The following is a 25,990-nucleotide window of genomic DNA, read 5'->3' as shown; positions in this document are numbered from 1 at the left end:
TGTCGTCTCCTTCTACCTCAGCAGATAGCGTCTCGAGAGCGGAACATGATTCGCGGCTTCCGGGACGATTTCTTCACCGTTGACCCGCACCAGGAAGGTGCGGGGGTCTACCTCGATCTCAGGCAGGGCGTCGTTTCGTACCATGTCTCTTTTGGTGAGTTCACGGGTGCTCTGGATCGTGATGATTGGCTTCTTCATTCGAAGGCGTTCGACCAGACCGTCGTCAATTGCAACCTGGGAAACGAACACCGCGCCCAGGAGGGCGGCGGCTTCTCCGAAGGCTCCGAGGTTCGGTCGTTGCACGACCGGCTCCGACGTCGGCAGGCTACCGTTGGCGTCACCCAGTGCAGCCCACGCCATAAAACCTCGCTTCATGACCCCGATCGGCTTGATTCCGAACGATTCACGGGGCCACAGGACTAGGTCTGCGAATTTCCCTGCCTCGATCGATCCGACGTGGTCCTGGATACCCGCCCCGATAGCCGGGTTGATGGTTAGTTTCGCGATATACCGCTTGATGCGCTCGTTGTCACCGCGTCCTCGTTCCTCCGGCAGACGCCCATGACGGTCCTTCATGACGCTAGCCAGCTGCCAGCAGTTCGCGACGTTCTCCGCTAGTCGCCCCATGCCTTGCGTATCGGTCGCGAAGATTGAGATCGCGCCAATGTCATGCAGATAGTCCTCCGCCGCCATGGACTGCGCACGGATGCGCGCCTCACCGAAGGCAACGTCGACCGCCGAGTCAAACCGCAGATTGTGACCGAGCATCGCCATCGGAAGCCCCTCGTCAAGCGATGCGGGGGTGTAGGGGTTGGTCGGGTTCGTGGACGAGGGGATGACATTCGGGTAGGAGCACACGCGCAGCAGATCAGGGGCGTGACCGCCACCCGCTCCTTCGACGTGGTACATGTGGATTGTGCGGCCGGCGATGGTCTTCATCGTGTCCTCCGCAAAGCCGAACTCGTTGATGGAGTCCGTGTGCAGATGCACCGAGAAGTCGTGCTGGTCGGCTGCGCGGAGCGAACCATCGATTACGGCAGGCGATGCACCGAAGTCTTCATGGACCTTAACCGACATCGCGCCTCCCGCAACCGACGCGACGACAGCCCTGGGGTTGGAGCTCCCTCGCCCGAGGATGCCAAAGTTCACCGGCGTGCCGCTGGTCGAGCGCAGAAACATCCCCATGCTTGGGCGCGTCCCGCCGCCGGTGTCCATGACGTAGGCGGGTGATCCGGACCCGATCAGGGTCGTCGTACCGCCAGCCATCGCCTGCGCAGCCTGCTCCTGCGACTGGATGTGGGCATGGGCCTCGACTGCTCCCGCGGTGACGATGACCGCATCGCCCGCGATGATCGATGTCGAGTTTCCGATCACGAGATGCGGGTCGACGCCGGTCATTGTCCGTGGATTGCCGGCCCGACCGATTCCGACGATCAGACCGTCGCGGATGCCGATATCGCCCTTGACGATCCCAGCCACCGCGTCAATCACGGTGGCGCCGGTGATGACGACATCCAAGCATCCGTCCTCGTACGTGTACTCGCCAGCTATCCCCTCGCCGTCTCGGAGGGTTTTCCCGCCGCCCAAGATAATCTCGTCACCGCGAGAGGTATAGTCATGCTCGATCTCGGCGAACAGAGAGGTATCACCTAGGCGGATCAGATCGTTTCTGGTGGGCCCATACATTGAGACGTACTGGGCCGAGTCAATCGAAATCATTGGATCGTTCCGTCCTTATATATCCGTTTCGCTCGGCGCGAGCCATTGCCTCGCGCCGAACCTCGCTGTCATCCACCGAACCATCGGTCAGGTCGGCGAAGCCCCGTACATCGCGAGTTCCGCGTAATTCGATCAGCGAAACGCGCTGTGGGATACCCGGCTCAAACCGAACCCCAGAACCAGCTGGCACCGCGAGGCGTCGGCCGAACGCGGCCTCGCGAGCAAAATGAAGAGCCCGATTGACCTCGAAGAAGTGTGTGTGGCTGCGAACTTGGATATCCCTGTCACCGAGGTTGACTACCTCTAGCTCGACCGCGGGAGAATCCACTATGACTTCGATCTCAGGGGATGCGGAGATGACCTCACCCGGCTGGATCTCGGGGTCGGCTCCTATAGGCAGAATCGGGTCGAGCAGTGCGAGCAACTTTGTTCCCTCTGCCATCGCTAGTTCGACCAGAACCTTCTTGACCATCGACCGGACGCCGCTTTCGACGTCGTCGTCCGTGAGTAGTTGATAGGAGAGATCCCGGATCTCGTCGTAAGCGAGTCCCTGACGAGCCATCGTCATGGCCTCGTCTGTGAGCAATGCCACAGCCTCGGGATGGCTCAGGCGGATGCCGAGGCGTCGATTGCGGCGAGCGAACTCCGCGGCCGAGAAGATGGTCAGGCGGTCGATTTCTGTGGGTGTTAGGTTCATGTGTTCTCCTAAGAGGCGAAGAGCCGAGATGTTCGGAGGGCGTGTCGTTCCATGGCGATGTCCTGAATAACGCCCCAGGAGGTAGGAGTCTCTGGAATCGGAGAGTCAAGGAGCTCAGCCAAGCCGTCGAGCGTATCGATCAGTGCCTTTTGGGAAGCAAGTGCGCTGACATGCCCCATTCGCACGGCGGCTGAGGCCAGGTTGCTTAGAAAGGTCCACCCGCTCACGCCCGCGGCCATGGATTGATCCATACCGCATTCTGCATAGATCAATCCCTGCACAATGGGGAGGTTGCCATGGACCTCGCCCGCGTGGATCAGCTGCGTGAAGTCGGCGGCCCTTGTCAATCCCATACGAGACCATGCCAGGAGCAACGCTCTGCCCGCCCGTACGCTGCTTTCACGTCCGGCCGCGCCCGTGCTCGCCGCGGTGCACCACAGGTCCAGTTCTCGTCGCCGTTCTGGTGAAGCGAGGAAACTGTGATGAACGAAGAAGCGGTCGAATGAAGCCCAACGGGTGACTAAATACCATTCGAGCACATCACTGAAGCGTTCCTTATCGCTTAGCACCTCATCGTCGTAAAGCTCTTCCAAACCCCAGGAGAACGCGAAAGAGCCGGATGGCATCGCACTGTCGGAGTGAAGAAGCCCGACAAGCAATGAACGATGTCTCAGGGTCATGACGACACGATGGCGATCTGCCCCGCCGTCACGTACGGCGAGATTCGTGCGAGGTAGTCCTCCGCTGGTCCATCGAGGAGAACCACTACAAGGTCGCCGTCGAATCTCACCCGCCAGTGCAAGTGGCCTGCGTGCCAGCCGAGCTGTATCCCTGCTTCGATATCGGTGGCGCGGAGCGTGAGCGTCTCAGGCTCTCCCTGATGCAGGACGACGGCGCGGTCCGGCTCCAGAATGAGCACTCTTCCATCGATCCTCGCTGGATCGCCGTCTAAGATAATTCCGTACTCGTTCCCGCGGTCGCTCGTGGCACGAAAACGTCGTCGTCCGATTAGCGTCTCGCCTAGATAGATCCGCTCGACATGCCCGTCGTGCTCCATCTTGTGCAGCTGATCTGCAAGCTCGGGATCCGTTTCCCAGCCGAACGTGCTCGAAATCGTCTCCATCTCTCTCACTTCTCTTTCCGCTCGCGTGTAGAGCTTTCTCGAACCACCAGATGGACTGGCAGCACCCGGTGGATTTCGTCGCGCGACCGTCCGTCGAGCAGCCCGACGAGATCGTTTACCGCTTGTTGACCAAGGTGTCGGTAGTCTTGCCGGACCGTCGTCAGCTTCGGGGTGAGGTACGGCGAATCCTGAAGATCGTCGAATCCGACGACAAGTACTTCTCCTGGCACGCTGACACCGGCGTCATGGAGCGCGGACATGACGCCGAGCGCCATGTGGTCGTTGGCGACGAAGACAGCGTCGAACCTGCCACTCTTCAGAAGATCGATGCCTGCACGGTAGCCGGAAGCCGAAGTCCAGTCACCACGGACAACCGGCGCCTCCGGAAGATCGTGACGCGCCAATGCCTCCCGCCAGCCTGTCAGACGTGCCTGACTCACTGGCCATGCTTCAGGACCGGCGACGTGCCGAATGGTCCGCGCGCCCTGAGCAATCAGGTGCTCGGTAGCCAGGATCGCCCCGCCCTTCTGATCCATCGAGATCGAGGAGGTGCCCTCGCCACCGGTGCCTTCAACGACTACGGTGGGGACGTCCACGCCCACTGCATCGAGAATTTGCTTGCTGTCGTGGGTCGGCGCCAGCGCGATGAGGCCTTCGACCTCTCGGAACACATGGAAGGCCGTCGTCGTGACTACCTCGGCGTCTGGTGAAGTAATGGTTGCAACTGAGACGTTGTATCCCGCGTCCTGTGCGGCGCGTTGAAGCTCGAACGACAGCATTGCAGGGCTGAAAATCTCGGTGAGCGTGAGAATGCCGATCGTACGCGACCGGCGCGTCGCCAACGCGCGTGCGGCGGGGCTCGGCTCGAATCTCAAGTCCTCGATCGCCTTCGTGACCCGGGCCAGGGCGTTCTCACTGACTTTTCCCAACCCTGCACCGTTCAGTACCCGTGAGACGGTCGCGCTCGAGACTCCTGCCCTCGCTGCAACATCCCGGATTGTTGCGCGTGGAGATCCGCGGCCATCTTTACGGGGGTGTTTAGGCGTATCCCGTGGAAGCACGACACCCTGATCGCCGTTCTCGCCGCTGCTCACACGGCCTCCCTGATTCATTCTCACTCGCCGTCTCTCCGCAGTCTGACTGCCTTTGTTTTCCGGCCTGCTCACATCAGAGTCGGCCAGAAGGGTCATGCCGCTGACGAGCGCAATCTCATCGGATAGGAACCTGGACGAGTCAATTGGTACCGGTTACAGTTGGGTGCTGGTACCGGTTACAGTAACACCACTGGTACCGGTTACACCACTACTTTCGCGACAGCAACCGTGCCACCATGCACTAGATGAGGAAGATCCGATGCCATACGTAGCGTGCTGCTTGAGCTGCCCATGACATTGACTGCGCGGCACCAACCGAGCGGGGTCTCCGCCTTCGCTGCCGCCGTGCACATTTCCACCCGGCGAAGTACCATTTGGACGGTTGGGCTGGGGGGCGCGCTTGTGTTGTCCGCGATTCTAACCATCGGCATCGGCCCCGTGCCGATATCGCCCGACGTGATTTTTCGGATCGTCGCGAACCGGCTCCTCCTGCCCTCCGAGGTGACCTGGGCTGCATCGGAGGAAGCGATCGTCTGGAATGTCCGTGTCCCTCGCGTCCTGCTCGGCGTCGCAGTCGGTGCCGGCCTTGCGCTGAGCGGTGCGGCCCTCCAGGCAATGGTGCGCAATATGCTCGCCGATCCTTACATCCTCGGCATCTCCGGCGGTGCGTCGACGGGTGCGGCTGGAGCGATCCTCTTCGGCTTTGGTGCCGTTTTCGGACAGTACGCGCTGCCGGTCAGCGCCTTCCTCGGAGCCCTCGCGGCGTCGCTGCTCGTCTTCTTTATTGCGCGGGCCGGCGGACGAGTCAGCTCGCTGCGGCTACTACTGTCGGGTATCGCGGTCGGGTACGCTCTCTCGGCGGTGACAAGCTTCCTCGTCTTCGCTTCAGATTCGGCCGAGGGGTCACGTTCGGTGATGTTCTGGCTGCTGGGTTCGTTGAACCTCGCGAGATGGGATGTCGTTCTCGCTATCTCCCTCGTGGTCGTGCCCCTAACCGGCTGGGTGCTGATGGCGAACGGACGTCGCCTCGACGCACTGATGAATGGCGACGAGACGGCACTGACTCTCGGTGTGTCTCCCGGTCGCACTCGCATCGCTTTGCTTGTCGCTGTTTCGCTGTGCACGGGGGTGCTGGTTGCAGCCTCTGGTGCAATCGGTTTCATAGGGCTCGTCGTCCCTCACTTAGCACGCCGGCTCGTCGGCACGTTGCATCGGCGGATGCTTCCGGTCGCCGCCTGCCTCGGCGGTCTGTTCCTGATTTGGGCCGACGGCCTCGCCCGCACGCTTATGCAACCTCGCGAGCTACCGATCGGCATCCTCACCGCGATGGTCGGTGCACCGTTCCTCCTCATCCTCGTACGCCGGATGCGTGCGAACCGTTCCTGACTCGAAAGGACCTTCACATGGCCTGCATGCCCCTCCGCTTCTCCTTCAGCGCCACTGCCTTGACGCTTGCGCTGATACTGAGCGGATGCGGCTCGACACCAGTCGCGTCTACCGCGTCGCCCGAATCTCATGCTGGCGGCACGAAGTACCCCCTGACAGTCGAAAACTGCGGGGAGGAGGTCATCTTTGACCAGGCGCCGCAACGTGTCATTCTCCTCGAATCGGCGTCCGTCACGATACTTGAAGGACTCGGGGTGCTCGATCGGGTGGTCACCCGCGCCGGTAGCTTCCCCGGCGGGTACTATGACAGCGATCTCACCGCCCGACTCGACGATATAGAGATGCTCTCAGAGGATATTGACACCTCCGGACATCTGGTAATCAGCGCGGAGGTTGTGCTCGCACAAGCGCCCGACCTCGTTCTGGGCCTACCTGAGGGACTCACCCGAGAGGGTCTTCACGACGGCGGGGCAAACACGCTCATCCAACCCGTGTTCTGTCCGAACGGGGTTGAAAACCCCTCCTTTGAATCGCTGTACGACCAGATTCGCATGTACGGGAGAATCTTCGACCGTTATGACCAGGCCGAGCAGCTCGTGTCCAGCCTGGCGCAGCGTGTCGCTGAGGTCAAGATAGCCACGGCCGATGCTCCAAAGCGGACGGCGGCTGTCCTCTACCCGTCCGTCGGTGGTGGCCCGCTCTACGCTTATGGCCGTGCTTCGATGTCACAGCCTCAACTGGAGGCTGCCGGTCTGACAAACGTCTTCGGTGACTCCTCCGAACGCGTGTTTGAGGTCAATATCGAAGAGCTCATCAATCGAAATCCTGAGGTGCTGATCGTCCTCCATCAAGGCAACCAGACTGGCGCACTCGAAGAGATCAAGAACCACCCGGGGGCAGGAGCGCTACACGCCCTACGGGACGGTGAGGTGCTCCTACAGCTGTTCAACTTTACGGAACCGCCGACGCCGCTCTCCGTCGACGGCCTCGAGCGGATCGTTGACCGGTTCGCAACAGGATCATGATCGCTGCCAGGGGAGTCAGTCACTCTTTCGGCGTGACGGACGTGCTTCATGACGTTTCGGCGTCCGCTGTGCAAGGCGAGGTGGTTGGGCTAATCGGCCCCAACGGCAGCGGGAAGACGACGCTCCTGCGCACGCTCTATGGTGCGCTCAGACCGCAGCGTGGCGAAATTACCGTTGGCGGCACCCCGCTTCGCAATCTACCCGCCCGGCATGTCGCGCGCGAGATCGCGGTGGTGGTCCAGGAGCCGCCAAGCGAACTGGCGCTGTCGGTCACTGATACCGTACTGCTCGGTCGCACACCGCACCTGCGTCCCTGGCAGGGGCAGTCCATAGGGGACGTCGAGATCGCCGCGGACGCTCTGCGCCGGGTCGGCGCCGAGCACCTCGCTGATCGCGATCTGAGCGATCTCTCCGGCGGTGAGCGGCAGCGCGTTCTGATCGCCCGCGCACTGGCACAGCAAGCAGCGCACCTCCTGCTAGACGAGCCAACGAACCACCTCGACATCCACTTCCAGCACGAAGTCCTTGAACTGGTGCGAGAATTGGCGATCACGACGATCATCGTGCTTCATGATCTGAATCTCGCAGCCCGATACTGCGACCGCTTGATACTGCTCGACCGCGGGACGGTTGTCGCATCCGGCACGGTCGATGAGGTGCTTCAGCCGCCTATGCTCGGATCGGTCTACGGCATTCATGTTGAGCGCGTAACTGCAGATGATGGCTGTCCGCAGCTCCTGTTCCGCGCCCCGGCACATCAGCATCCGATCGGACATCATCATGACGGTGCCCGATCGAATATCGCGTACTTCTGATGAGAGGATCATTCCCTGGCCGCTATCTCGTTCAATCCGATCAGCTAAGGCATCGATTCTCCGGAAGCGAAAGATCCGCTTGGTGGCACTTAAGTAGCAATGGGCGGGAGTGTTGTGCCTCGTTGCATTTGTTGAGTCCCCTTCTCGATGACTATCGAGGATGTCTGTCATACCTGACGAGAATAAAACTGCGTGGATTTCCTGCCCCAAACTGGGATTTCACTGGAGCAACCTCTCCTCCCCTTGCAACGAGATCTGGTGGGGAAGTGCGGTGTGCGCACGCGATAGGTCACCCAGAAGCGTCCGATCCCGCTCTGGCGTGTCATTGTGGCGTTAACCATTGGTATAGGAATACGCTCTGTGACATGGCCCCTCGCAGACGTCCCCGCGGCTCACTGGTTGACCCAGTTCCGCTTGGTTACGTCGTTGAGCGTGAGGCCAAGAAGAAGCTGGATCGGATCGCGGATCAAGCTTCGGTGTCGTCAGCCGTCATGTTCGAACACCTCATTGAGCACTTGGAGCTGACCGTGCGCGGTCTGCCTGTGACATGGCCCGAACAGGAATTGCACGACGGGGAGCTGCCTATCGACGCCGCTTAACGAGAGAGGCCCGCCAGGGGCGGGCCTCGAAGCTCTGAGCCTCATCTGTCTGAGTTTGCCGACTGTGACCAGATGAAGGCGGTTCCCGAAGAACCGGTGAGAAGCCGGGGCTTCGTCGTTTCTTCGTACCTCTGGTGGGAGGTGGCTTTATCGTACCCCAAACACGGACGGCCAGCTATACAGCCGTCTCGAATCGTTCCCGCGTGTCGCGTTCCGGTGCGCGCCTGGCGACTGCTCAACGCGCACGGCGACCGTCTGGTCGGGGGCTCGTCCTGGAGCCGGTGGAGGGCGTTTACGCGAGCATTCCGACGTGCCGGCCAGATCACTGGGTGCATGCTGTGGAGGCTGCGTTAAGCATGCCGGAGGTCGAGCTGCTGCGTCGGCGTTTGCGTGTAGCGGGGCGCTCGACTGTGTTGCGTGCGTGCCGTGTGTGGGCGGCGGCCGCGGATCATCGTACTGGGCGCAATGTGGCGGTGAGTCATCAGACGGTGGCTGTAGCGATCGGGTATGCCGAAGCCACGGTGAAGCGGATCGTGCGGTTCTTGTCGCGGCTGGGGCTCCTGGTCGAGTGTGCGCGGGGCCGTAATCGGTTGAGCATGGATGAGCTACACCAGGCGCGGCAGCTCGGAGCGGTTCAGCAGAGAGCGGTGGCCTCGACGAGGGCACTAACGATCCCCCATTCTGTGTATGGCACCCCCCTACCTCTCTCCGGGAAAGTTAACGAAACATCTCCAGTTAAGAAGAACTCACCAAAGCGCGCTTTGCGCGCTCGGAAGGTCGGGGCTTCGCCCCGCCCGGCTTTTGATGAAGGTGTGAAATCTGGCCGTACCCAGCGTCGCCACCGATCTGAGGTGGCAAGGTTCGCCGGTCACCTCGTGAACGCTCTCCCCCGGTTGTTGTGGACAAAAAGTAAGCAGCCACAGAGGACGATTGTGGCCGTGCCCGGTCACGGTGTCGAAGTGGTCTGGACGGGAGGTCGGCACATCGGACATGTGTGCGAGGCGATCGAGCGGCACCGGTTGATCGAACGGGGCTGGACGGTGCAGCAAGTCCTTGAGCGAGTGTCGACGTACCGGGCGGAAGCGAGGATCACGGAACCGGATCCGGGCGCGATGCGTGATGGTCTGGATTGGTTCTTCTGGCTGATTCAGCGTGCGATCGGTAAGACCGATCTGGCGCCGCAGAAGCGTGCAGCACTCGAGCGTGCAGAGCATGCCGCTGAGAATGCTGCTCGACGCGCGGCAGAGGAGGAGCGGCGTGCTCGACTCGATGCGCAGGAGGACGAGATTCAGGCAGCGATCGCCGCAATGCACGCACAGTTCCCGAGACGTCCGAAAGTTCGACGCCCCTTCGTTTAACTATTCATCGAGAGCGAATAGGTAAACGAAACATTCCGCTCCGTTTACCCTTGTCCTGCCTACCCCACCACGCTGGCGCGCTTGCCAACCTCCCCCACTCAACGTACCTTTTGAGTAAGGGAGGTTGGCAAGTAAATGGTGGGGTAGGCAGGACAAGAACTTAAGAGATGGAGACAGGGAGCAGGTAGAGAGAAAGTTGATGAGGTGGGTGATTCTTAGAGGTCCGGATGCGGTGAGTAGACGGACAGAGAAGCGGTCATTTCATGAGCGGCTGGAGGGGTGAAGGATGCAGATCACGGCGCGGGATGAACGTGTTTTTGAATGGTTGCGAGTGGTGAAGCTCGCGGACACGGAGGCGATCAGGTGGGTGCTCGCTGCCTTGGATGGTCGCTCCGAACCGGTGTCGACGAGGAGGGCGCAGCAGTGGATCGCCCGCGCGGTCGGCGCCGATCTGGTGGAGAAAGCTCGTCCGGTTTTTCGTGACGGGTCGATCATTTGGCTAAGCCGGATGATGAGCAATCGGGCGGCACCGAACCTGTACCGAGCGACGACGCGGCACGAGGTCGCGGTGTCGTCGATCAGCTCCCGATTCCTCGCCGCCGGCTACAGCTGGCGGCGAGATCGTCAGCCCTCGACGCGTCAGGAGCACGCCGCTGATGGAGTCGCGGAGAGATCCGGTCGCGTCGAGCTGGTCGAGGTCGAGCTGACCGCGAAGACCCTCGACCGCTACCGCGGTATCTTCACCGATCACACCCGGCGACTGACCAAAGGCGTCGACCGGGTCGTGTATGTCGGGACGGCCGGCGCGATGCGCGCCGTGACACGTGAAGCGGATAAGTGGGTGCATCCGTCGCTGCGCGATCAGATTGTCATCTTGACCGTGCTCGATGAGCGCGGTCACATCGTCGGTGCGCTCGATGAGCTGTGGAGCGTCGGCGACACGCCGGCAATACCGGAGGAAGCACCGGCCGCCGCCGATCCCGTGGCGGGATCGACACTGCCGGCTTGGGGAGGGCGAGACTGATGATCAACCAGGAGCAGGCACCGCAGACCTCGGACGGCGGCTGGGAAATGATGCTGTGGGGCATCCTCAAGGTGGTCGCCGGCATCGTCGTTTTCCTGATCGTGCTGCCCCTGGCCGTGCCGGTGGCAGCATTGGCGATCGCCGGAAACCGGATCGCGAAGCGACATGCGTTCTGGATGACGTACCGGTGGCACGTTTGGGTGAACATCGCCACAGTCGCGATCGTCGCGGCGGTCCTCGCGGCCGAGGTCACGATGATCACCCGGTGGATCGCGGCCGGCGACGCGGCAGCTCTCCTGCAGCGGCCTGACTGGGGCACTGAGGTCGCGGCCGGGATCTGGCCGTGGCTGCTGCTGAACTTCCTGCTCGGCGTGCTGCTGCTGCCGCTCGCGTGGACGATTCGACGTCGTCGGATCGCGGAGCTGGTGCGGCGACGGCTCATCCCCGATGTGCTCACGCAGGAGCACATCGAGAGCGCCCGCAAGCGCGCAGCCGATCTGACGAGCGCACGCAGGCTCGGACAGCAGCTCGACCTCAAGACAGGACTCGTCACCGCGGGCAAGGGCGGGATCAAGACCCCGCCCGGAGCAATCGGCATCGTCACCCGTGCGACCGTCTCGACGCTCGCGGAGAAGTTCACCGATAAGCGCGAGGTGCCCGACTGGACCGATCAGACCGGCCAGTTCGTGACTCTGCCGACCACGGCAGGCGGGCTGCGCGTCATGCAGCTCGCGGAAAGCGGGGCTGGCAAGACCGTTCTTATGCACAACGCGATCCTTGAAGTGCTCGATCGCGGCTGGCCGGTGACGTTCATCGACGCCAAGGGCGACCCCGAGGACGCCGACAAGCTCGCGGCCGTCGCCCGCACCCGCGGCTACCGTGTGCGCGTCTCCGAACCCTGGAACCTCTACACCGGCACCGCGTCACAGATCACAACGAAGATCCTTCGCATGATCCCACTGAGCACCGGCGACGGTGCGTTCTACCGTCGCGAGGCGGAACAAGCGCTGCGCGCGATCCAATCGCACACACCACTTACGGGCATGCGTGACCTGTTCACGCGGCTGGACAACCCCCGCGACCACGTCCGCGACCAGACCCAGCTGAACAGCCTCATGGCCGCCGTCGACAAGATCGGCACCCGACGACACGAGCGCGTGCGCGACACGTTGCTGACCGCGCTCGAGCCCCTGGAGCCGTACCTCGCCGCCGCAGGCTGGTCGTACGGGGACGGAAACGCCGATCTGACGATCGCGCCCCTCTCCCCCACCGACGAGGCCGAAGCTCGACTCGGTGACCTGATGTTGGTCGACCTCCGCCAGTGGATGACAACCCGGCTGCGCGGCCGGGACAAGAGCCCCGGAGTCGTCTTCGTCGACGAGTTCGCACAGCTCGTCACCGCAGACAACGATCCCGGCGACACAGCAGGATCACTGTTCGAGACAGCCCGATCCGCAGGTCTCGGCCTATGGCTCGCCGTGCAATCCGTCGCCGGCATCTCGAACGACGACACCCGCCGCGAACGCGCCCTCTCCAGCGGTGCAGCACTCATCCTCGGCCGCAGCAAAGCACCCGAGGACGCCGTCAGCTACGCCGGCACCATCATGCGCCTCGAATCCTCCGGTGCTGCGACCGGTGAAGAACTCCGCGGAGCACGCGCCCAGCACACCTACGTCATCCCCCCGCAAGACGTCCGCACCGCCACGATGGGCCAGTTCTGGCTCATCCAGGGCGGATCCCTGATCCGGGGCCGCGCGCTCCCTCCACAGAAATTAGACGTAGCGGCACCGCCGTTGCATGAGAAGCCACCGTCGGATGATGAGTCGTCGGGTGATGATCAAGAAACTGTTGGCAAGGCAGAATCACAGTCAATGTAACTCCCGTGGGCTAGAGGTTGGTCGCGCTCTAGGCTGTTGCCGAGCACTTCCGAACTGACCGAGTGGATCCACACATGCAGATGACCGAGGTTGCCCTTGAAGATCCTGTCTTCTCATCTCACCCGCTGGGATGGAGATCTCCCGCCGAAGTCGCATCAGGATTTGCGCTCGCTTGGGCGCTGGAGCTGGTTGAACGGCAGCGTCTAGCGCCGGGGTCGCCTGAGTCTGACTGGGCGCACGAGCTCCTGCCCCCGCGCTTCCGGTACGACACCCTCGGCCAACTGATCAGACTCCCGGTATCTGCGAACGCCTCCACTTATCGGCGGAACAGCATCGTTCGCCTAACGGCACTTGCCGGCACCTGGAATCTGTTCGACATCCTCAACCGAAGCTGGCGGATCGAGGCCAACAATTCTCGGCAGTTCGGTGATCTACTGGCGTATGTCACTGGCAACACCGATCGCCCCTCGCTCTTCGGCGGGCTAAGCGCGGATATCAGTAAGTGCCTGTTGGCAATCCGGGTACGCCGGGGCTTTCAGGGACTTGAAGAGTTGGATCTGGCTGAACAGTGGTTCGTCACTGGGGACGAAGATCTGACATTTCAAGATCACCGAGATAACACGGCGCTGCTGTTCCACTTCACTGCTACGACGCCGATACCGCTTGCTCTTTTTTCCCACACATTCACACAGACGATCTGGTCTTCTGCAAGATTGACCGTCAAGCAGCTGGGGCCTGAGCGGGTGATCGCCGAAAACAAGGATCGCGTTGACTTACTCCTTGACCTGCTCCAACGCGGGGCAGCGAACGCGGAGCGGGCACGGCGCGAAATGTCGCGGCCTGGCTGGCTAGAGTTTAACCACTGGCCCGGCTGGGGCTGAGAGATTCCGCTGCTCCTGTCGTTGTCGACGTAGCATCAGGCTCTCCCGAAGCGGCCCGGTACGAGTCACAGGGCATTCAGGATCTTAGTCGACTACGTTCACCCTGAGCGGGTCAAGAAGATTAGGCGCGTGGCCGCACAACGTTACCGAGACACTTAGAGGCCGGCCAAAGGCGACCGCTACGCGGCCATATCAATTCGCGCCAAAGGCGCGTTTCTTTGCCGTGAAGCCTTCGGCAGTCTGCGGTCGTCGTCCTGCGCACAAGCCCCGCTGTGCGGGGCCGACTCCCCCGAGATTTTCGGCGCGCGGTCGCTACGCTCCCTCACTTCGCACCGAAATTCTCTCCCCCGGCGCCCTCCGGGTTGATGCTCCGTCCTTCTCCCTGACAGGCACTACGTGCCTTCACGGCAAAGAAACGAGGAGATACCCATGAATGCAACCAATACCACCACAGGAACGGCACCTCACAACGGGGCCACCATCGCCACCCACAGCGGCGTCATCATCGCCCAAACCGAGCACCACGACCTCACCACCACCGACTGAAAGCAGGAATGATGGACCTCCCCACCAAGGCAATGCTTCAGCGATTCCCCCACGAACAGCTGCTTGCACCACCGGACGCCACGGCCGAGGATCGCGAAACATACCGGAACACTGGGAACCAGCTAGCGGCGGCGATCGACCGCGGTGTGTTCTGGTCGCTCGGAGCATCCGAAATCGCCGCGATCCCCGGCACTTACGAGCGCGGCGGACTCGTGTTCACCGCGCGCATCCGCGCAATCCGCGACGGCGTCCGCCTTGACCGCGCCTCCCTCATGGCCGTGATGGTCAGTCTCAACGGTGCCGACCTCATCGATGTCACCGTTCGCGAACTTGCCCGAGGCACCGATCACACCACCATCAACGACCTCTACATCGACCAGGTCGGCCGTGCGCTGCTCGCCCTCGACTACGACGGCAACGAAGCGCTCAACCCCCGCTACTGGTCCTGAACCAAAAGGTGGCCGATAACCAACCGGCCACCTTTTGCAACCAATACCACTAATGCCGCCATTGTAAGGAAAAGTCGCCACATGATGACCAGCCCCGCCCTCACCCGCTTCCTCGACACCTGGGAAGCCGTCGACACGATCGACGAGATCGCTCACCAGCTCACCTGCGACGAGGCCGACAGCGTCGCCGCACTGTTCGAGGCCAACAACCGCCTCGACTCTGCGCAGTCCTGGATCGACGCGCACAGCTACGCAGACGACGAAGGAGATGCGCACTGGCGCACAACCGACTAACCGCGAGCGTGGGAGCCGGCACAGAGGCCGGCTCCCACACCGTGAGGGGCGACTCCCTCACACTCCCGCACCCGACCGCTACGCGGCCGGCACCCCGAACAACGAGCATTGTTCCTGATGCTTCATCGTTGCCGCCACGGACTTCACCACAAGTCCTCAAAGGGACCGGCCTCCACCGAGATTCTTGGCACGCGGTCGCTGCACTCCCTTATTTCGCGCCAACAATCTCTCCCCCGCCGCCTACGGTGGTGATTCAGCCCTGCTGCTGCGGCACTGCTCCGCCTATCAGGAACAAGCCAACGACGTGAACCGAGGAAGGCGAGGGACATGGAACCGATCAGGGTTTACACAACCGGCCCGAGTTGCGGGAAGTGCCAGATGACCAAGCGTCTACTCACCAGCCGAGGCATCCCCTACGTCGAGATCAACATCCGCGAGGACGAGGCCGCCCGCGAGTACGTCACCGAAGAACTCGGTTACAGCGCCGCACCCGTCGTCGTCGACGATCACGACCCTTGGAACGACATGCGCCCCGACCATATCGAACGCATCGCGCGCCACCGCACGACCGAATAAAACCTATAGAACTGTTACCGCTATTGCAACTAATAGATGCAATGGAGACAATAGAACTACTAGACGACCGGAGCAGCTTCTCAGTCCAGTGGCACCGAAGGCGAAACGCGCCTATCGCAACTGAAAGGAATGAAGAAGTGAGCTACATCACCCGCACCGGAAACCTGGCCAAGACCCCCGAGCTGCGAGGGGGGAGAAGGGCAGCTACGCCTACGCGCGCGTGCTTGTGACCGATCGAGTGCGTCAGGAAGACGGCACATACACGGATGGATCGACCATCGGCTACGAGGTCCTCGTCAGTGGCAGCCAGGCCGTCGAGCTCGTCAACACCGCCGAGCGCAGTGGGAACGTGCGCGTCATGTTCGCGGGCAGCTACCGCGTCACCGAATGGGAGGGGGAGAACGGCACCCGCGTGCAGCACGAAGTGCGCGCCGACGAAGTCGGCATCAGCCTCCGCTCCCAAAGCGTCACTGTCGAGCGCAAGCAGAATGGAACCGCCGACGTCGAGCAGTTCGACACCACCACTTTCTAAAAAGGCGCAGTGCGGTGCTCGGCGGCCTCACGTCCGCCGAGCACCGCACAAACCGGATCACGACTCACTTATGCATCTAATGCAACCGTTACCGCTATGGGAGACAATGGTTGCAATAACCGAAGGGCACATCATGACCGCGCGCATCGTGGCTTACATCAACCAGAAGGGCGGCGTCGGAAAGACGACCACCCTGTACCACCACGCGCGCAGCTTCGTCCGCCGCGGGCTGCGCACCCTGGCCGTCGATCTCGATCCGCAAGGCAACCTCACATCCGTTATCACCCGTGAGGCCTTTGAGGCAGACCAGGTGGGGATCGCGGACGTGCTCAGCATCCGTGCAGCCGAGACGCTGCGCGAGGTCATCGTTCCCGGTGTCTGGGAGAATCTCGACGTCGTGCCATCGAACGGCGCACCCCTGGCCGGCGTGCAGCGCGAGCTGGTCGCCAGCACCGCGGGAAGAGAGCACCGGCTACGGAGCGCTCTCAGTGACGTGGTGGGGGAGTACGACGTCATCCTGATCGACTGCGGGCCCAGCATGGATCTGCTCACGACCAACGCGCTCGTGGCGGCCACCACCGTCGTCATCGTCACCGAGGCGACGCTGTTCAGCGTGAACGGACTCAGCCAGGTGCTCGGATCAGTTCAGGAGATCCGCACCTACTACAACCCGACGCTCACGCTCGCTGGTGTCGTGCTCAACAGGTACGACCGACAAACCATCGCGGGGGACATGTGGCGTCGCGACCTCGTGCTCGGAATCGAGGCACACGGCGTCGAGCTGCTGCACCCGATCATCCCCAAGCGCACGGTCATCCAGAATGCGCTCGAGGCGGCGATGGGGCTCGACGAGTACAAGTCGCCCCGCACCGCCGAAATGTACGACACACACACGCAGCAGATCGTCCCCGAAGGAGCGACGTCATGAATCGTCCAGCCCCGCGCAAGTCCACCCTGGCCGGCACCAGCCCGCTCACGCCGTCAACACCGATCGCTGCACCGATCCAGGAAGCCGCCGCCGCGCCGTCGACGCCGGCCGCGGCACCCGCCGCGATCACGCCACCCGGGCTGCGACGCGTCGGAACCAAGACCACAGCGGAGAAATACCCCCGACTGAACTACTACGTCGACAGCCCCGAGGAAGCCGGCCGCATCCGGGCCGCGTTCCTCGCCGGACGAGCGCATCACGGCTGGCGCACGTTCAGCGACATGCAGCGTGACTCCGTCCTCGCCGTCGTCGAGCAGTTGGAGCGTGAACTCAATGGCGGCGCACCATTCACGCCGGCCACAGCAGGCTCCGTGCCGTCCGGACGAGCGGTCGACTGACGTGGACTCGGGGGAGTGGGGCAGCGAGGCCGCACAGCCCACGTGCCCAGACTGCGGAGTGGTTATGCGCGACGGCACAGACGACATCGCATGCCCTAGCTGCGGCTACAGCATCCCGCTCGGGGGCATCAAGAAGCCCGACGAATTCGACGGGCCGGCGCTTCCCGGCTGGTAGCGGTCAGCGCAGTACCCAGCTGACAAACGACAGCAGATCTGTCGTCACCTTTTCCCGCTGCGCAACGTAAACAGGGTGGCGCCCCGATCGCTCGGATGCGCTCAGGTCGCCGACGACGTACCCGAGCTTTTCTAGCTCGCGTAGTGCGTCAATCGTCGTGCTCACCGACAAGCCCGTCGCGGACGAGACGCCCGCGCGCGTTGCTGGCCCCTCGCTCAGCAGGAACCGGAGACAGGTCAGACGAGACTCATTCTGGATCGCTCGATGCGCGGACGCAGACTCCCCGGTAAGGCCGGGAATTACAGGGCGTCTGGGCATGCGTTCCATTCTGCCAGGCAACCCGTTTCGCAGTGCGACTCGAAAAGACGCTTACCAAGCTTGCGGATTATTCGTTAGCCTGGACATGTGGCGATCAGCTAGGTCGTCGAACTCGACTGTCACAGGATCGGGTTATCATGTTCCAAACGCAGGGGGGTGTGCATGGCTGACAACGCCAATCAAACCGCGGGATTCCGCGGAGCTGAACGAGTCCAGGGGTACAGCGAAGCGATCGGAGAGGACGGAGCCGATTCCACGGCATCCCACTCTCCCCGCAGCGCTGAGTTTGTCCCCCAAATGGGGGACAAAGCGAATAACGCGCAAGTCCTATCATCAGAGCAGTTGCTTGCACGGCTCAGCAGTGGGGGAGTGGCCGTCGAGACCGACAGTTCCCCCGTCGTGGAAGAGGGCGTCGACGCCCCCGCTCCCACAGCCGGGCCGGGCGATCTGAGGCTGCGGAATCGGGAGCGGCCAGCTGATGTGCCGTCGCTCGGCTGGAACAAGTTTCTCCGAGGGCTGGGCTTGAAGCCCCAGCCGAACGCAGCCGAAATCGCGGCCGCCGAACTCGGGCGTGCGCGATCGCTCATCCGGCTTTCAACGTGGCCGCGCAGCGTCGGAATCCTGGTCGCCAACCCCAAGGGCGGCGTCGGTAAGACGCCACTTTCCCTGCTCACGGCAGGTGTCCTCGCGAACATCCGCGGGGGAGGCACCATCGTGCTCGAAGTTGCGGATGACCCCGGAGCATTGGCCGTGCGCGCCGAGGGGCCGGCCGCGGCCGGAGTCGCCGAGCTGCTGCGCGACATCGACGACATTCGAGGGGCCGGCCAGCTCGCCGGCTACATCGCACAGCAGACGTCCTACGCCGCCGTCATCGGTACGGCAGGGGATCGTGAAGCGCTCTCTGGCGACGACGTGCGCCGAATGGCTGCGCTCACGGACACCTATTACCCGGTGCGGGTCATGGACTCCGGCAACCAGCCGTCCAGTGACGCCTTCCAAGGTGCGCTCGATGTCACGGACGTGCTCGTGATCCCCGTGCTCGATGCTCTGCCCGAGCTCAACGGAGCCATGCAGCTGCTTCGATATCTCCACAAGCTAGGCGGGCACGCGGCCGACCTCGCACGGACGGCAATCATCGTCCGCATGCACGACGGCCGTATCGAGGATCCCGAGGTGCGCAGCTACGCCGACCAGCTCGTCGAGACGGCCGGAGTCGGCAGCGTCGTGCACGTGCCGTTCGACCCGCACATCGCGCAGCGCACCACGCTGAGCTTCGGACAGCTCCAGCCGGCCACGACCACCGCGATCACGCACCTCACCGCGGCGATCGTCTCCCAACTGAACGCAGCACTCCGAAAGGCAGACTGATCATGGACAACCCGATCGACGGGATCATTCCGGACTTCACCATTTTTGGTGCCGAGTTCACCAGCATTTGGCAAAAGCTGTTCGCCGGCCTCTGGGGACTCGCGATCATCGCGGCGATCGTCTTCCTCATCATGTGCTTGTTCAAGCTCGGCTCGAGCGGTGAGACGAACCCGCAAGGTGTCGCGGAAGCGAAGAAGCAGATCATCCGCTCGGCCGTCGCCCTCGGTGGCCTGGTAGCCCTCGGCGTCATCGTCGGCGCAGTTATCGCGATCGCCTCATGACCACGCAGCCCGCCGCCCGCCACCGCTGGCCCTGGTACGTCCTGGGCATCGCAGTGTTCGTCATTGTGGCTGTCGTCGGGCTCGTGTTTTTCACCACGCGCGGCGGCAGCCCGGAGGCCACCCCGCGCCCCACAGCCCCGTCGACGTCTTCCACCACGGCACCCCCCGCAGTGGAAGGCGTCGACGGTTGTCTTGCAGGCGACGCCCGCTCGCCACAGACCGTTCTTGACGCACAGAAGGAGGCACCGCATACTCCCGAGGGTGCGGTGTCGTTCGTCACGACGTTCGCACGATGGATTGCGCAGAAGCCGGCCGTTCCGGCTGACGAACTGGCGCAGATAGACGGTAAGGCCTCGACTATGCCGAACCTGGCCGATAGCGCCGCGAGCTTCGCGAACGCTGAGGTGGCACAGTTTCACACAACGTCGATCAACGGGTACTACCGGATCGAGAGCGTTAACGAGGACAGCAGCCGCGTGGCAGTCACGGTGATGCTGCCGCTCGTCATCAATGACGCAGTTGATCCGACGCTGCGCTTCACGCCGTCCGTCGCCGTTGAATGGACAGAAGCCGGGTGGGTGGTCGTCGAGGATCTAGACACGCCCGGTACGGACTCGCTACCAACTACGGGGACGGCGCTCCCTGGAGGGTGCTGAGTCATGGATTGGGACGACGTAATCAATCTCCCCGACGTGATCGGAGGTGTCGTCAACTTCTGGTCTGACCCGTGGGGCAACATGTACGCGGCGGGCCGCGAGGCGGTCATGAGCCTCGCCGGCACGGTGATCCCTGCGATCACAGAGTCAACGCTGCCCGACCTCACGCTGCCGAGCTTCCTCAGCGCATACGCAGTGTCATTCGCGCTGTCAATCCTGGTTGCGATCCTGCTGCTGGTGGGACAGTTCGTCCGTACAGCTCGCGGCAAGATGAGCGGCGAAGAGCTGTTCGAGTCAATCGCGATGTACTTCCCCGGTTTCCTCATCGGCATCAGCTTCGGCCCCGCGATCGGACTTATGCTCGTCGAGTTGATCCGCTCTCTCTCCCGAAGCATCATCGAGTGGACATACGGCGGAACCGTCGTCGACATGGTCGACACATTCAGCAAGGTGGCGCTCGAAGACCCGTCTCTGATCGCGGGCGGCGCATATATCGGTTTCCTGATCATCTGGGCTATGGCGATCGGGCTACTGATCGTCGTCGCCCTGTTCGTCTTCCAGCTCGTCATCCTCTACTTCTCAGGCGTGCTCATCCCGCTCGCGGTCGTCTACGTCGTCGACCAGCAACGCCGCAGTGGGGGCATGGCCGCAGTCAAAATCTGGATCGGGCTGCTGCTCATCCACCCCACCCTGTTCTTCATGCTTGGATTCGCCTTCCGGCTCACCATCGACTCGATCGGACAATGGGGTGACGACGGTTTCAAGAACCTCGTCATGCTGCTTGTGGCGATGATCGCAATCTTCCTGGCTGAGATTGCTCCCTTCGTCCTTGTCTCGTGGGCGACTAAGCACCTTGCCGGACAGGCCGCATCCGGGGCGTCGACGCCCTCGATGCGCGTAGGGGATGTGGCCCCAAGACCCTCACACGGCGGTGGCCCCTCGCCCGCCGCACCCCGCTCGACGCAACCCGTCCGCGCAAACGCGACACCCGCCGACGCACGAGGGGCGACAGCCAGCATCGGCGCGAAGGGCGTCTCGCAAGGCGGCGCAGCTGCCGGCCGCGGCGCCGCACAAACAGGCACGGCCAACGCCGGCCGCGGCGCAGCTGCGACCACCAGCAAGGCAGGTGGTGTCGCCGTGGCGGCAACGACTGCCGCAGCACAGGGCGCAGCCACCGTCGGACGCAAGGTCAACGACACCGCGCACACCCCGGTGGGAGCCCCACCGACGCTCGGAAAGGATCGCCCGGAATGAACGAACAAGAGCTAGCCGAGCGTCAGCGCGGCTCGTACGTCCTCGGGGGAGAAGGCAGCCACCGCGGATTCTGGGGCGAGAAGGCCAAAGGCCGCGGATGGGGCGTCATCCTCATCATCGCTGTCACGTTCCTGTTCGTGCCGTCCTTCGGTTGGCCCGCGATCGTTCTCGGAGTCCTCGCCGCTGGCGTCCTCGTGCTGCTCACCAGCGCGACGCACAACGGATCAATCCTCGAGCGGGGCGCACGTCGGAAGCGGCACCGCGAGGCCATCAAGACGCGCAGCGGTGACTACCAGCCGTACGATCCGCAGCGCGTTGCGATGCTCACCACCGCGCTGTCGCAGACGGCGAAGACGAAGGAGAAGACCGAGCGGGCCGCGCGCATCGAGTGGGCGCGCGAGCTGGCTGCCATGCGGGCGAATCCAGACGGCGCGGACGGCATGGGCTGGCTGCAATCAGCACGGGGAATCCCAGGGATCGCCTGGCACGGCCCCGTAGGTGAAGACCCGTACCTGTCGGTCGCGTTCGCTGTGAGCGGCCAGCTACGCGGCATGGAATCGCCAGACTCCACCCTCCGCAAAGCCGAAGGGTTCGGATCACTGCTCGCCGGCCGCGCCGCCCCCGGATCACTGCTGCGCTTCATCCAGCCCATCACCCGCATTCTGCCCGCCGACACGGCACTGCAGGAATGGTGGGTCATGAACAACATCGACGACGACGCACCCGACTGGGCTAAAAAGTCCTACGAAGAAGTGCTGCTCGCATCGAGCGCAGGAGCGATGGTGCAGCGACACTACGTCGTCATGAGCTGGCCCCTCAACGCACGTTTCGCCGAGAAAGCCCGCAAGTTCGAAGAAGGACGGGACGGGTGGCGTCGACTCATGGCCGCCGAGATCGAATCGGCGCAGCGTGGCTTGCACGATGCCTACTTCGGCACCGCCCAAGCACTCACCGCCCGCGGAACCGTCGCCGTGATCAGACACATGCAGAACCCCAGCAGGCCCCTCGACCTCGTGCGCGACCTCGCACCAACCAACCTCGGGGAGCGGGCCCGCGGCGGCGAATTCTCCGCCCACGTCGTCGAAGGCACAGACCCCGAGACAAGAGAACAGGTCGAGTGGTGGCACCGCACCGCGGCGATCCGCGCCGAACACCTCTCCGTCGCGCAGCGCACCCCGCTGTGGCTGCTGCCCCTGCTCGTGGGGAGCAAACTCGACGTCATCCGAACAGTGACCTTCCACATTGAGCTGATCCCGGCATCCGAAGCCCGCCACGCGGCCCGGAAAGACCTGGTGGCTGATCTGGCCACAGAGCACGCCGAGACGGCAGGCGGGCGCATCCCGCTCGACGAGGGAAGCGTGCGCGTCGACGCCGCTCGCCGACGCCGCAACGACCTCGCAGAAGGCGGCGGCCACCACGGCACCAACTGGATCGGGTACGTCACGATCACCTCGGACAGCAAAGAGCAGCTGACCATGGATAGCCGCGAGCTGGAAGAACTGTGCGATACCGACGCCGGTATTCACCGGCTCGAATGGCTCGACAGTTACCAGTCCGCAGCAAGCGGACTCACCTGGCCTATTGGCCGCGGAATCAAGCCCGACGAGCCCACCTGGGCGGCGCGCACCATGCGCGTCCTCGCCGGCAGGGGAGAGAAGGACGCGATCTCGTGACCGACACCACAGCATCCGGCCGCCGCTCACGTCGGCGGGCACAGCCGGCCGACGTCGAAGAAACACTGCCCGTCGACAACGTGGCCGGCGAGATCTCCCCGTACGAGCTGCCGGGCCCGTCACGGCGCGTCAACGCGCGGAAGGCACGCAAGGGGTACTACGCACCGAAGCTACCCGGAGCGCCATCGACGACCCGCCAAGCCACCGTTCTGAACACCGCCCTGATCGGCCCCGTCACGGGCACATCGGGCGTTGCGAACGGCCGCGACGTCCTCGCGCACAACCTGGTCACACACGACCCCGTGACCGCCTACAACTCGACCCCGCGCCTGATTTCCTCCCCCAACACGATCGTCGTCGGGGGAGTGGGCGGCGGCAAGTCGAGCTTCGTCAAAACCGTGTTCGTGCTGCGCCCACTCGTGCTCGCCGGCCGCCGCGCGGTCATCTTCGACAAGAAGCCCCGCGGCAACGAAGGCGAATACGCCGAGCTGGTCAGAGAGTGGGGCCAAGGAGAACCGATCCGATTCACCCAAGACGGCACAGGGTCACGCCTGAACCTACTCGACCCGCTCATCGTGAGCCAGATCGGAGACGCCGGCACCTACCGGCTTCTGCACGCGATCGTCCGCATCGCCCGCGACGGTGCGCAGCTCGACGTCTGGGACGAGAAAGCAGCCCGGGCCGCGCTCACGCAGACACTCGCATCGTTCGAGGACGGACGCAGCGCCACGCTGGCCGACATCCTCCCGCGCCTGGGCCGCGTCGACGCACCCGAGGACGACATGTCGCCGGCCTCGCGGGATCGGCTGCACCAGGCCGGCCTCGGCGTCCGATTCACCCTCGAAGGGCTGCTCGACGAATACGGCGGGCTGCTCGACGGCGAGACGAGCGAGGGCGTCGACCTCACCGGCAAACTCACATCGTTCGATATCTCGCAACTGCCCTCCGAAGGCCCGTCGTCACACGTGATCCGGGCGATCGGCAACCAGTGGATGCTGGGCCGGCTGCGCACCGATCCAGGCTGGCAGACGACGTGCATCAACGAGGAAGGGTGGGACATGGTCGAGGGGCCGGCCGCGCACCTCCTCAAGTCGAACCAGAAACTCTCCCGCGGGCTCGGGCTGAACAACGTCTTCGTGTTCCACAAGGGAACCGACATCCCCAAGGACTCACCCGGCCAGACCGTCATCAGTGAAGCGCAGTCGATCTACGTCTTCCGACAGGATCGGAAAGACGACGCCGACTGGGCCGTGCGCACCTTCGGCTTCGACCCCAGCACCGCCGAGGTACTGCAAACGCTGAACCCCGGCCACTTCGTCTTCAAGTACGGATCCGTGCCTGAGACGCACGTGCAGCACCTCCGCTCCGACATCGAGGTCACCCTGACCGACACCGACGAGGGGATGCGCGGCGACGCCCGCCAGGTGCAGTAAATGAAGTCGCTCGGCCTCACCGTGTTCGGCGGGCTTCTCGCGCTCGCGCTCGGCGTGACCTTCCTGCTCGCATCCGTGCAGCGCAGCGAAGCGAGCACGTGCCTCGCAGACCCCTCGAAGTACCCCACGGCCGGCGTCAACGGGTACCAAGGCGACCAGCTCGCCAACGCGGCCGCGATCATCGGCGCAGCGCAGCAGCTCTCGCTCGGCCGCGAGGCGCAGATCATCGGCATCATGACGGCGATGGGGGAGAGCAGCCTCAAGAACATCACCTACGGCGACTGGGAAACGAGCGGGAACACGAACCCGGACGGCACACGAACCAGCAGCATCGGACTGTTCCAGCAGCAGGACTGGTGGGGGAGCGTCGAAGACCGCCTGGATCCCACCAAGGCAGCCACTCTGTTCTTCGGACGGCTCACAGCCGTCGCCGGCTGGCAGGACATGGAGCCCTCTCACGCGATCTGGCGAGTCCAGATCAACAGCGACAAAGATCACTACGCCAAGTACGAGACGGACGCCACGGCCGTCGTCGACGCGCTGACCGGCACCTGCGCCGCTGGTTCGGGGGAGTGGATCGTTCCCGCACGAGGCACCGTCACCGGTGTATTCGGTGACAGCCGAGGCGACCATGCCCACATGGGAACCGACCTCGCAGACGGCACCTGCGCCGGCCCCATCTGGGCCGCCTCAGCCGGCGTCGTCACCAGCACCGGCTACAACAGCAGCGGCGGCGGATACATCTGGATCGAACACGCAGACGGCATAACCACCGGCTACTTCCACATGAAGACCTCCGACATTCTCGTCACCAAAGGCCAGGCCGTGAAAGCTGGCGAACAGATCGGAAGAGCCGGTAACGAGGGCAACTCGTACGGCTGCCACCTCCACTTTGAAGTGAAGGTGAATGGTGACTATGTAAACCCCCGGACCTTCATGGAGGCGGCCGGCGTCTCACTCCCAGATTAAGAAGCGAGTCGTGCAGCGACGAGTGGCGGCACGAGCATGACCGGCACCTTCTCCCGGCCGGTCCGTAGAAATAATCAAGAGCGCTCAGGCCATCACATGCACCGGCTTGTGCGGGCCGGGCGGGACCTGCACCCATCGAGTGCGTAAGACGCCGCCGCTGACAGTGGCTTAGAACGCCCGCAACTCATCCCCATCACTGATGCTGCCGGCACCCGTCATCGAATGACCGACACCCGAACAACGAAGGTCGCCGCCTATGCCCTGTTCGGGGGCGCAGCCCCCGAACAGGGCACGCGGCCGCTGCTACATGCGACGCCGCAGTCAAGTCTCGCTCAAACCTCGGAACTTTCCCCGAGACGAAGGCTCAGCCATACGACCTCATCCTCACTAATCCCCCCTACGTTATGAGCGGTGTTGGAAGTCTTCGATATGCAGGCGCAAGCTCACTTCGGAGCGGCCGCCGAGCGGAATTTGTCAAGGCGAGTGAGGCCGGTGGGTGTTAGGCGGCGAGTTGGATCTCGTCGGTTGGTGGCTGGTTGATC

26 protein-coding genes are annotated in these 25,990 nt (G+C 63.3%); 19 read left to right on the top strand and 7 right to left on the bottom strand.

What is annotated here, in order from left to right:
- Window positions 1–12 precede the first annotated feature (12 nt).
- Genes ACN0RC_RS13945 through ACN0RC_RS13925 form a run of 5 tightly spaced genes read right to left on the bottom strand, consistent with a single transcriptional unit; the run spans window position 13 to window position 4,651 of the window.
- A complete protein-coding gene (locus tag ACN0RC_RS13945) occupies window positions 13–1,686 on the bottom strand; it encodes an urease subunit alpha (protein WP_417512525.1) in 1,674 nt (557 codons plus the stop codon).
- 19 nt (window positions 1,687–1,705) lie between these two features.
- Window positions 1,706–2,416, bottom strand: a complete 711-nt coding sequence (gene ureB, locus ACN0RC_RS13940; RefSeq protein ID WP_417512511.1) for an urease subunit beta — start codon at window positions 2,414–2,416, stop codon at window positions 1,706–1,708.
- Between the two features lie 8 nt (window positions 2,417–2,424).
- On the bottom strand, window positions 2,425–3,096 hold the full coding sequence (locus ACN0RC_RS13935) for an urease accessory protein UreF (protein ID WP_417512510.1): 672 nt from the start codon (window positions 3,094–3,096) through the stop codon (window positions 2,425–2,427).
- Window positions 3,093–3,539 carry a hypothetical protein gene (locus ACN0RC_RS13930; RefSeq protein ID WP_417512509.1) on the bottom strand — a complete coding sequence of 149 codons (447 nt, stop codon included), beginning with the start codon at window positions 3,537–3,539 and terminating at the stop codon, window positions 3,093–3,095. Before ACN0RC_RS13930 ends, ACN0RC_RS13935 begins: the two co-directional genes overlap by 4 nt.
- Before the next feature lie 5 nt (window positions 3,540–3,544).
- A complete protein-coding gene (locus ACN0RC_RS13925; protein ID WP_417512508.1) occupies window positions 3,545–4,651 on the bottom strand; it encodes a LacI family DNA-binding transcriptional regulator in 1,107 nt (368 codons plus the stop codon).
- A gap of 420 nt (window positions 4,652–5,071) precedes the next feature.
- Here ACN0RC_RS13925 and ACN0RC_RS13920 point away from each other — a divergent pair, with 420 nt between their 5' ends.
- Genes ACN0RC_RS13920 through ACN0RC_RS13910 form a run of 3 tightly spaced genes read left to right on the top strand, consistent with a single transcriptional unit; the run spans window position 5,072 to window position 7,859 of the window.
- Complete coding sequence (locus tag ACN0RC_RS13920) at window positions 5,072–6,019, top strand: FecCD family ABC transporter permease (protein ID WP_417512507.1); 948 nt, start codon at window positions 5,072–5,074, stop codon at window positions 6,017–6,019.
- 26 nt (window positions 6,020–6,045) lie between these two features.
- Window positions 6,046–7,044: an ABC transporter substrate-binding protein gene (locus ACN0RC_RS13915; RefSeq protein ID WP_417512506.1), complete on the top strand. Its 999-nt coding sequence runs from the start codon at window positions 6,046–6,048 to the stop codon at window positions 7,042–7,044.
- A 32-nt stretch (window positions 7,045–7,076) separates the two neighbouring features.
- Complete coding sequence (locus ACN0RC_RS13910) at window positions 7,077–7,859, top strand: ABC transporter ATP-binding protein (RefSeq protein WP_417512505.1); 783 nt, start codon at window positions 7,077–7,079, stop codon at window positions 7,857–7,859.
- A 1,345-nt stretch (window positions 7,860–9,204) separates the two neighbouring features.
- Here ACN0RC_RS13910 and ACN0RC_RS13905 read toward each other — a convergent pair.
- Entirely contained in the window at window positions 9,205–9,771 is a 567-nt protein-coding gene (locus ACN0RC_RS13905; RefSeq protein WP_417512504.1) for a hypothetical protein, read from the bottom strand.
- A 376-nt stretch (window positions 9,772–10,147) separates the two neighbouring features.
- Here ACN0RC_RS13905 and ACN0RC_RS13900 point away from each other — a divergent pair, with 376 nt between their 5' ends.
- From ACN0RC_RS13900 to ACN0RC_RS13860, 9 genes are all read left to right on the top strand, one after another.
- Entirely contained in the window at window positions 10,148–10,840 is a 693-nt protein-coding gene (locus ACN0RC_RS13900) for a hypothetical protein (protein ID WP_417512503.1), read from the top strand.
- Window positions 10,840–12,717: a hypothetical protein gene (locus ACN0RC_RS13895; protein ID WP_417512502.1), complete on the top strand. Its 1,878-nt coding sequence runs from the start codon at window positions 10,840–10,842 to the stop codon at window positions 12,715–12,717. Before ACN0RC_RS13900 ends, ACN0RC_RS13895 begins: the two co-directional genes overlap by 1 nt.
- A 74-nt stretch (window positions 12,718–12,791) precedes the next feature.
- Complete coding sequence (locus ACN0RC_RS13890; RefSeq protein WP_417512501.1) at window positions 12,792–13,598, top strand: hypothetical protein; 807 nt, start codon at window positions 12,792–12,794, stop codon at window positions 13,596–13,598.
- A gap of 557 nt (window positions 13,599–14,155) precedes the next feature.
- Entirely contained in the window at window positions 14,156–14,593 is a 438-nt protein-coding gene (locus tag ACN0RC_RS13885) for a hypothetical protein (RefSeq protein ID WP_417512500.1), read from the top strand.
- An 81-nt stretch (window positions 14,594–14,674) separates the two neighbouring features.
- Window positions 14,675–14,887, top strand: coding sequence for a hypothetical protein (locus ACN0RC_RS13880; protein ID WP_417512499.1), 213 nt, complete (start codon window positions 14,675–14,677; stop codon window positions 14,885–14,887).
- 327 nt (window positions 14,888–15,214) lie between these two features.
- Window positions 15,215–15,463, top strand: a complete 249-nt coding sequence (locus ACN0RC_RS13875; protein ID WP_417512498.1) for a glutaredoxin family protein — start codon at window positions 15,215–15,217, stop codon at window positions 15,461–15,463.
- Window positions 15,464–15,683: 220 nt separating this feature from the next.
- Window positions 15,684–15,995, top strand: a complete 312-nt coding sequence (locus ACN0RC_RS13870; protein ID WP_417512497.1) for a single-stranded DNA-binding protein — start codon at window positions 15,684–15,686, stop codon at window positions 15,993–15,995.
- A 133-nt stretch (window positions 15,996–16,128) separates the two neighbouring features.
- A complete protein-coding gene (locus ACN0RC_RS13865) occupies window positions 16,129–16,923 on the top strand; it encodes a ParA family protein (protein WP_417512496.1) in 795 nt (264 codons plus the stop codon).
- The gene (locus ACN0RC_RS13860) at window positions 16,920–17,321 is read left to right on the top strand and encodes a ParB family protein (protein WP_417512495.1); all 402 of its coding nucleotides are present in this window, start codon (window positions 16,920–16,922) and stop codon (window positions 17,319–17,321) included. The genes ACN0RC_RS13865 and ACN0RC_RS13860 overlap by 4 nt, the downstream gene beginning before the upstream one ends.
- A 178-nt stretch (window positions 17,322–17,499) precedes the next feature.
- Here the strand turns inward: ACN0RC_RS13860 and ACN0RC_RS13855 are convergent, their stop codons facing one another.
- Complete coding sequence (locus tag ACN0RC_RS13855) at window positions 17,500–17,814, bottom strand: winged helix-turn-helix domain-containing protein (protein ID WP_417512494.1); 315 nt, start codon at window positions 17,812–17,814, stop codon at window positions 17,500–17,502.
- A gap of 369 nt (window positions 17,815–18,183) precedes the next feature.
- On the opposite strand from ACN0RC_RS13855, the gene ACN0RC_RS13850 reads away from it, so the two are divergent.
- Genes ACN0RC_RS13850 through ACN0RC_RS13820 form a run of 7 tightly spaced genes read left to right on the top strand, consistent with a single transcriptional unit; the run spans window position 18,184 to window position 25,448 of the window.
- On the top strand, window positions 18,184–19,182 hold the full coding sequence (locus ACN0RC_RS13850) for a hypothetical protein (protein WP_417512493.1): 999 nt from the start codon (window positions 18,184–18,186) through the stop codon (window positions 19,180–19,182).
- A gap of 2 nt (window positions 19,183–19,184) precedes the next feature.
- Complete coding sequence (locus tag ACN0RC_RS13845) at window positions 19,185–19,463, top strand: hypothetical protein (protein ID WP_417512492.1); 279 nt, start codon at window positions 19,185–19,187, stop codon at window positions 19,461–19,463.
- Window positions 19,460–20,119, top strand: coding sequence for a hypothetical protein (locus tag ACN0RC_RS13840; RefSeq protein ID WP_417512491.1), 660 nt, complete (start codon window positions 19,460–19,462; stop codon window positions 20,117–20,119). The genes ACN0RC_RS13845 and ACN0RC_RS13840 overlap by 4 nt, the downstream gene beginning before the upstream one ends.
- Window positions 20,120–20,122: 3 nt before the next feature.
- Window positions 20,123–21,373 (top strand): hypothetical protein, encoded by a 1,251-nt coding sequence (locus ACN0RC_RS13835; RefSeq protein ID WP_417512490.1) that lies wholly within the window; start codon window positions 20,123–20,125, stop codon window positions 21,371–21,373.
- Window positions 21,370–23,046 carry an SCO6880 family protein gene (locus tag ACN0RC_RS13830; RefSeq protein ID WP_417512489.1) on the top strand — a complete coding sequence of 559 codons (1,677 nt, stop codon included), beginning with the start codon at window positions 21,370–21,372 and terminating at the stop codon, window positions 23,044–23,046. The genes ACN0RC_RS13835 and ACN0RC_RS13830 overlap by 4 nt, the downstream gene beginning before the upstream one ends.
- Window positions 23,043–24,479, top strand: a complete 1,437-nt coding sequence (locus tag ACN0RC_RS13825; RefSeq protein WP_417512488.1) for an ATP/GTP-binding protein — start codon at window positions 23,043–23,045, stop codon at window positions 24,477–24,479. Before ACN0RC_RS13830 ends, ACN0RC_RS13825 begins: the two co-directional genes overlap by 4 nt.
- Window positions 24,480–25,448 carry a M23 family metallopeptidase gene (locus ACN0RC_RS13820; protein ID WP_417512487.1) on the top strand — a complete coding sequence of 323 codons (969 nt, stop codon included), beginning with the start codon at window positions 24,480–24,482 and terminating at the stop codon, window positions 25,446–25,448.
- The last annotated feature ends 542 nt before the right edge of the window (window positions 25,449–25,990 follow it).

This window comes from Microbacterium sp., from assembly GCF_048259935.1.
Lineage (GTDB): Bacteria > Actinomycetota > Actinomycetes > Actinomycetales > Microbacteriaceae > Microbacterium.
The sequence above is the reverse complement of the archived record's forward strand: the minus strand, read 5'-3'. Positions and strand labels throughout refer to the sequence as shown.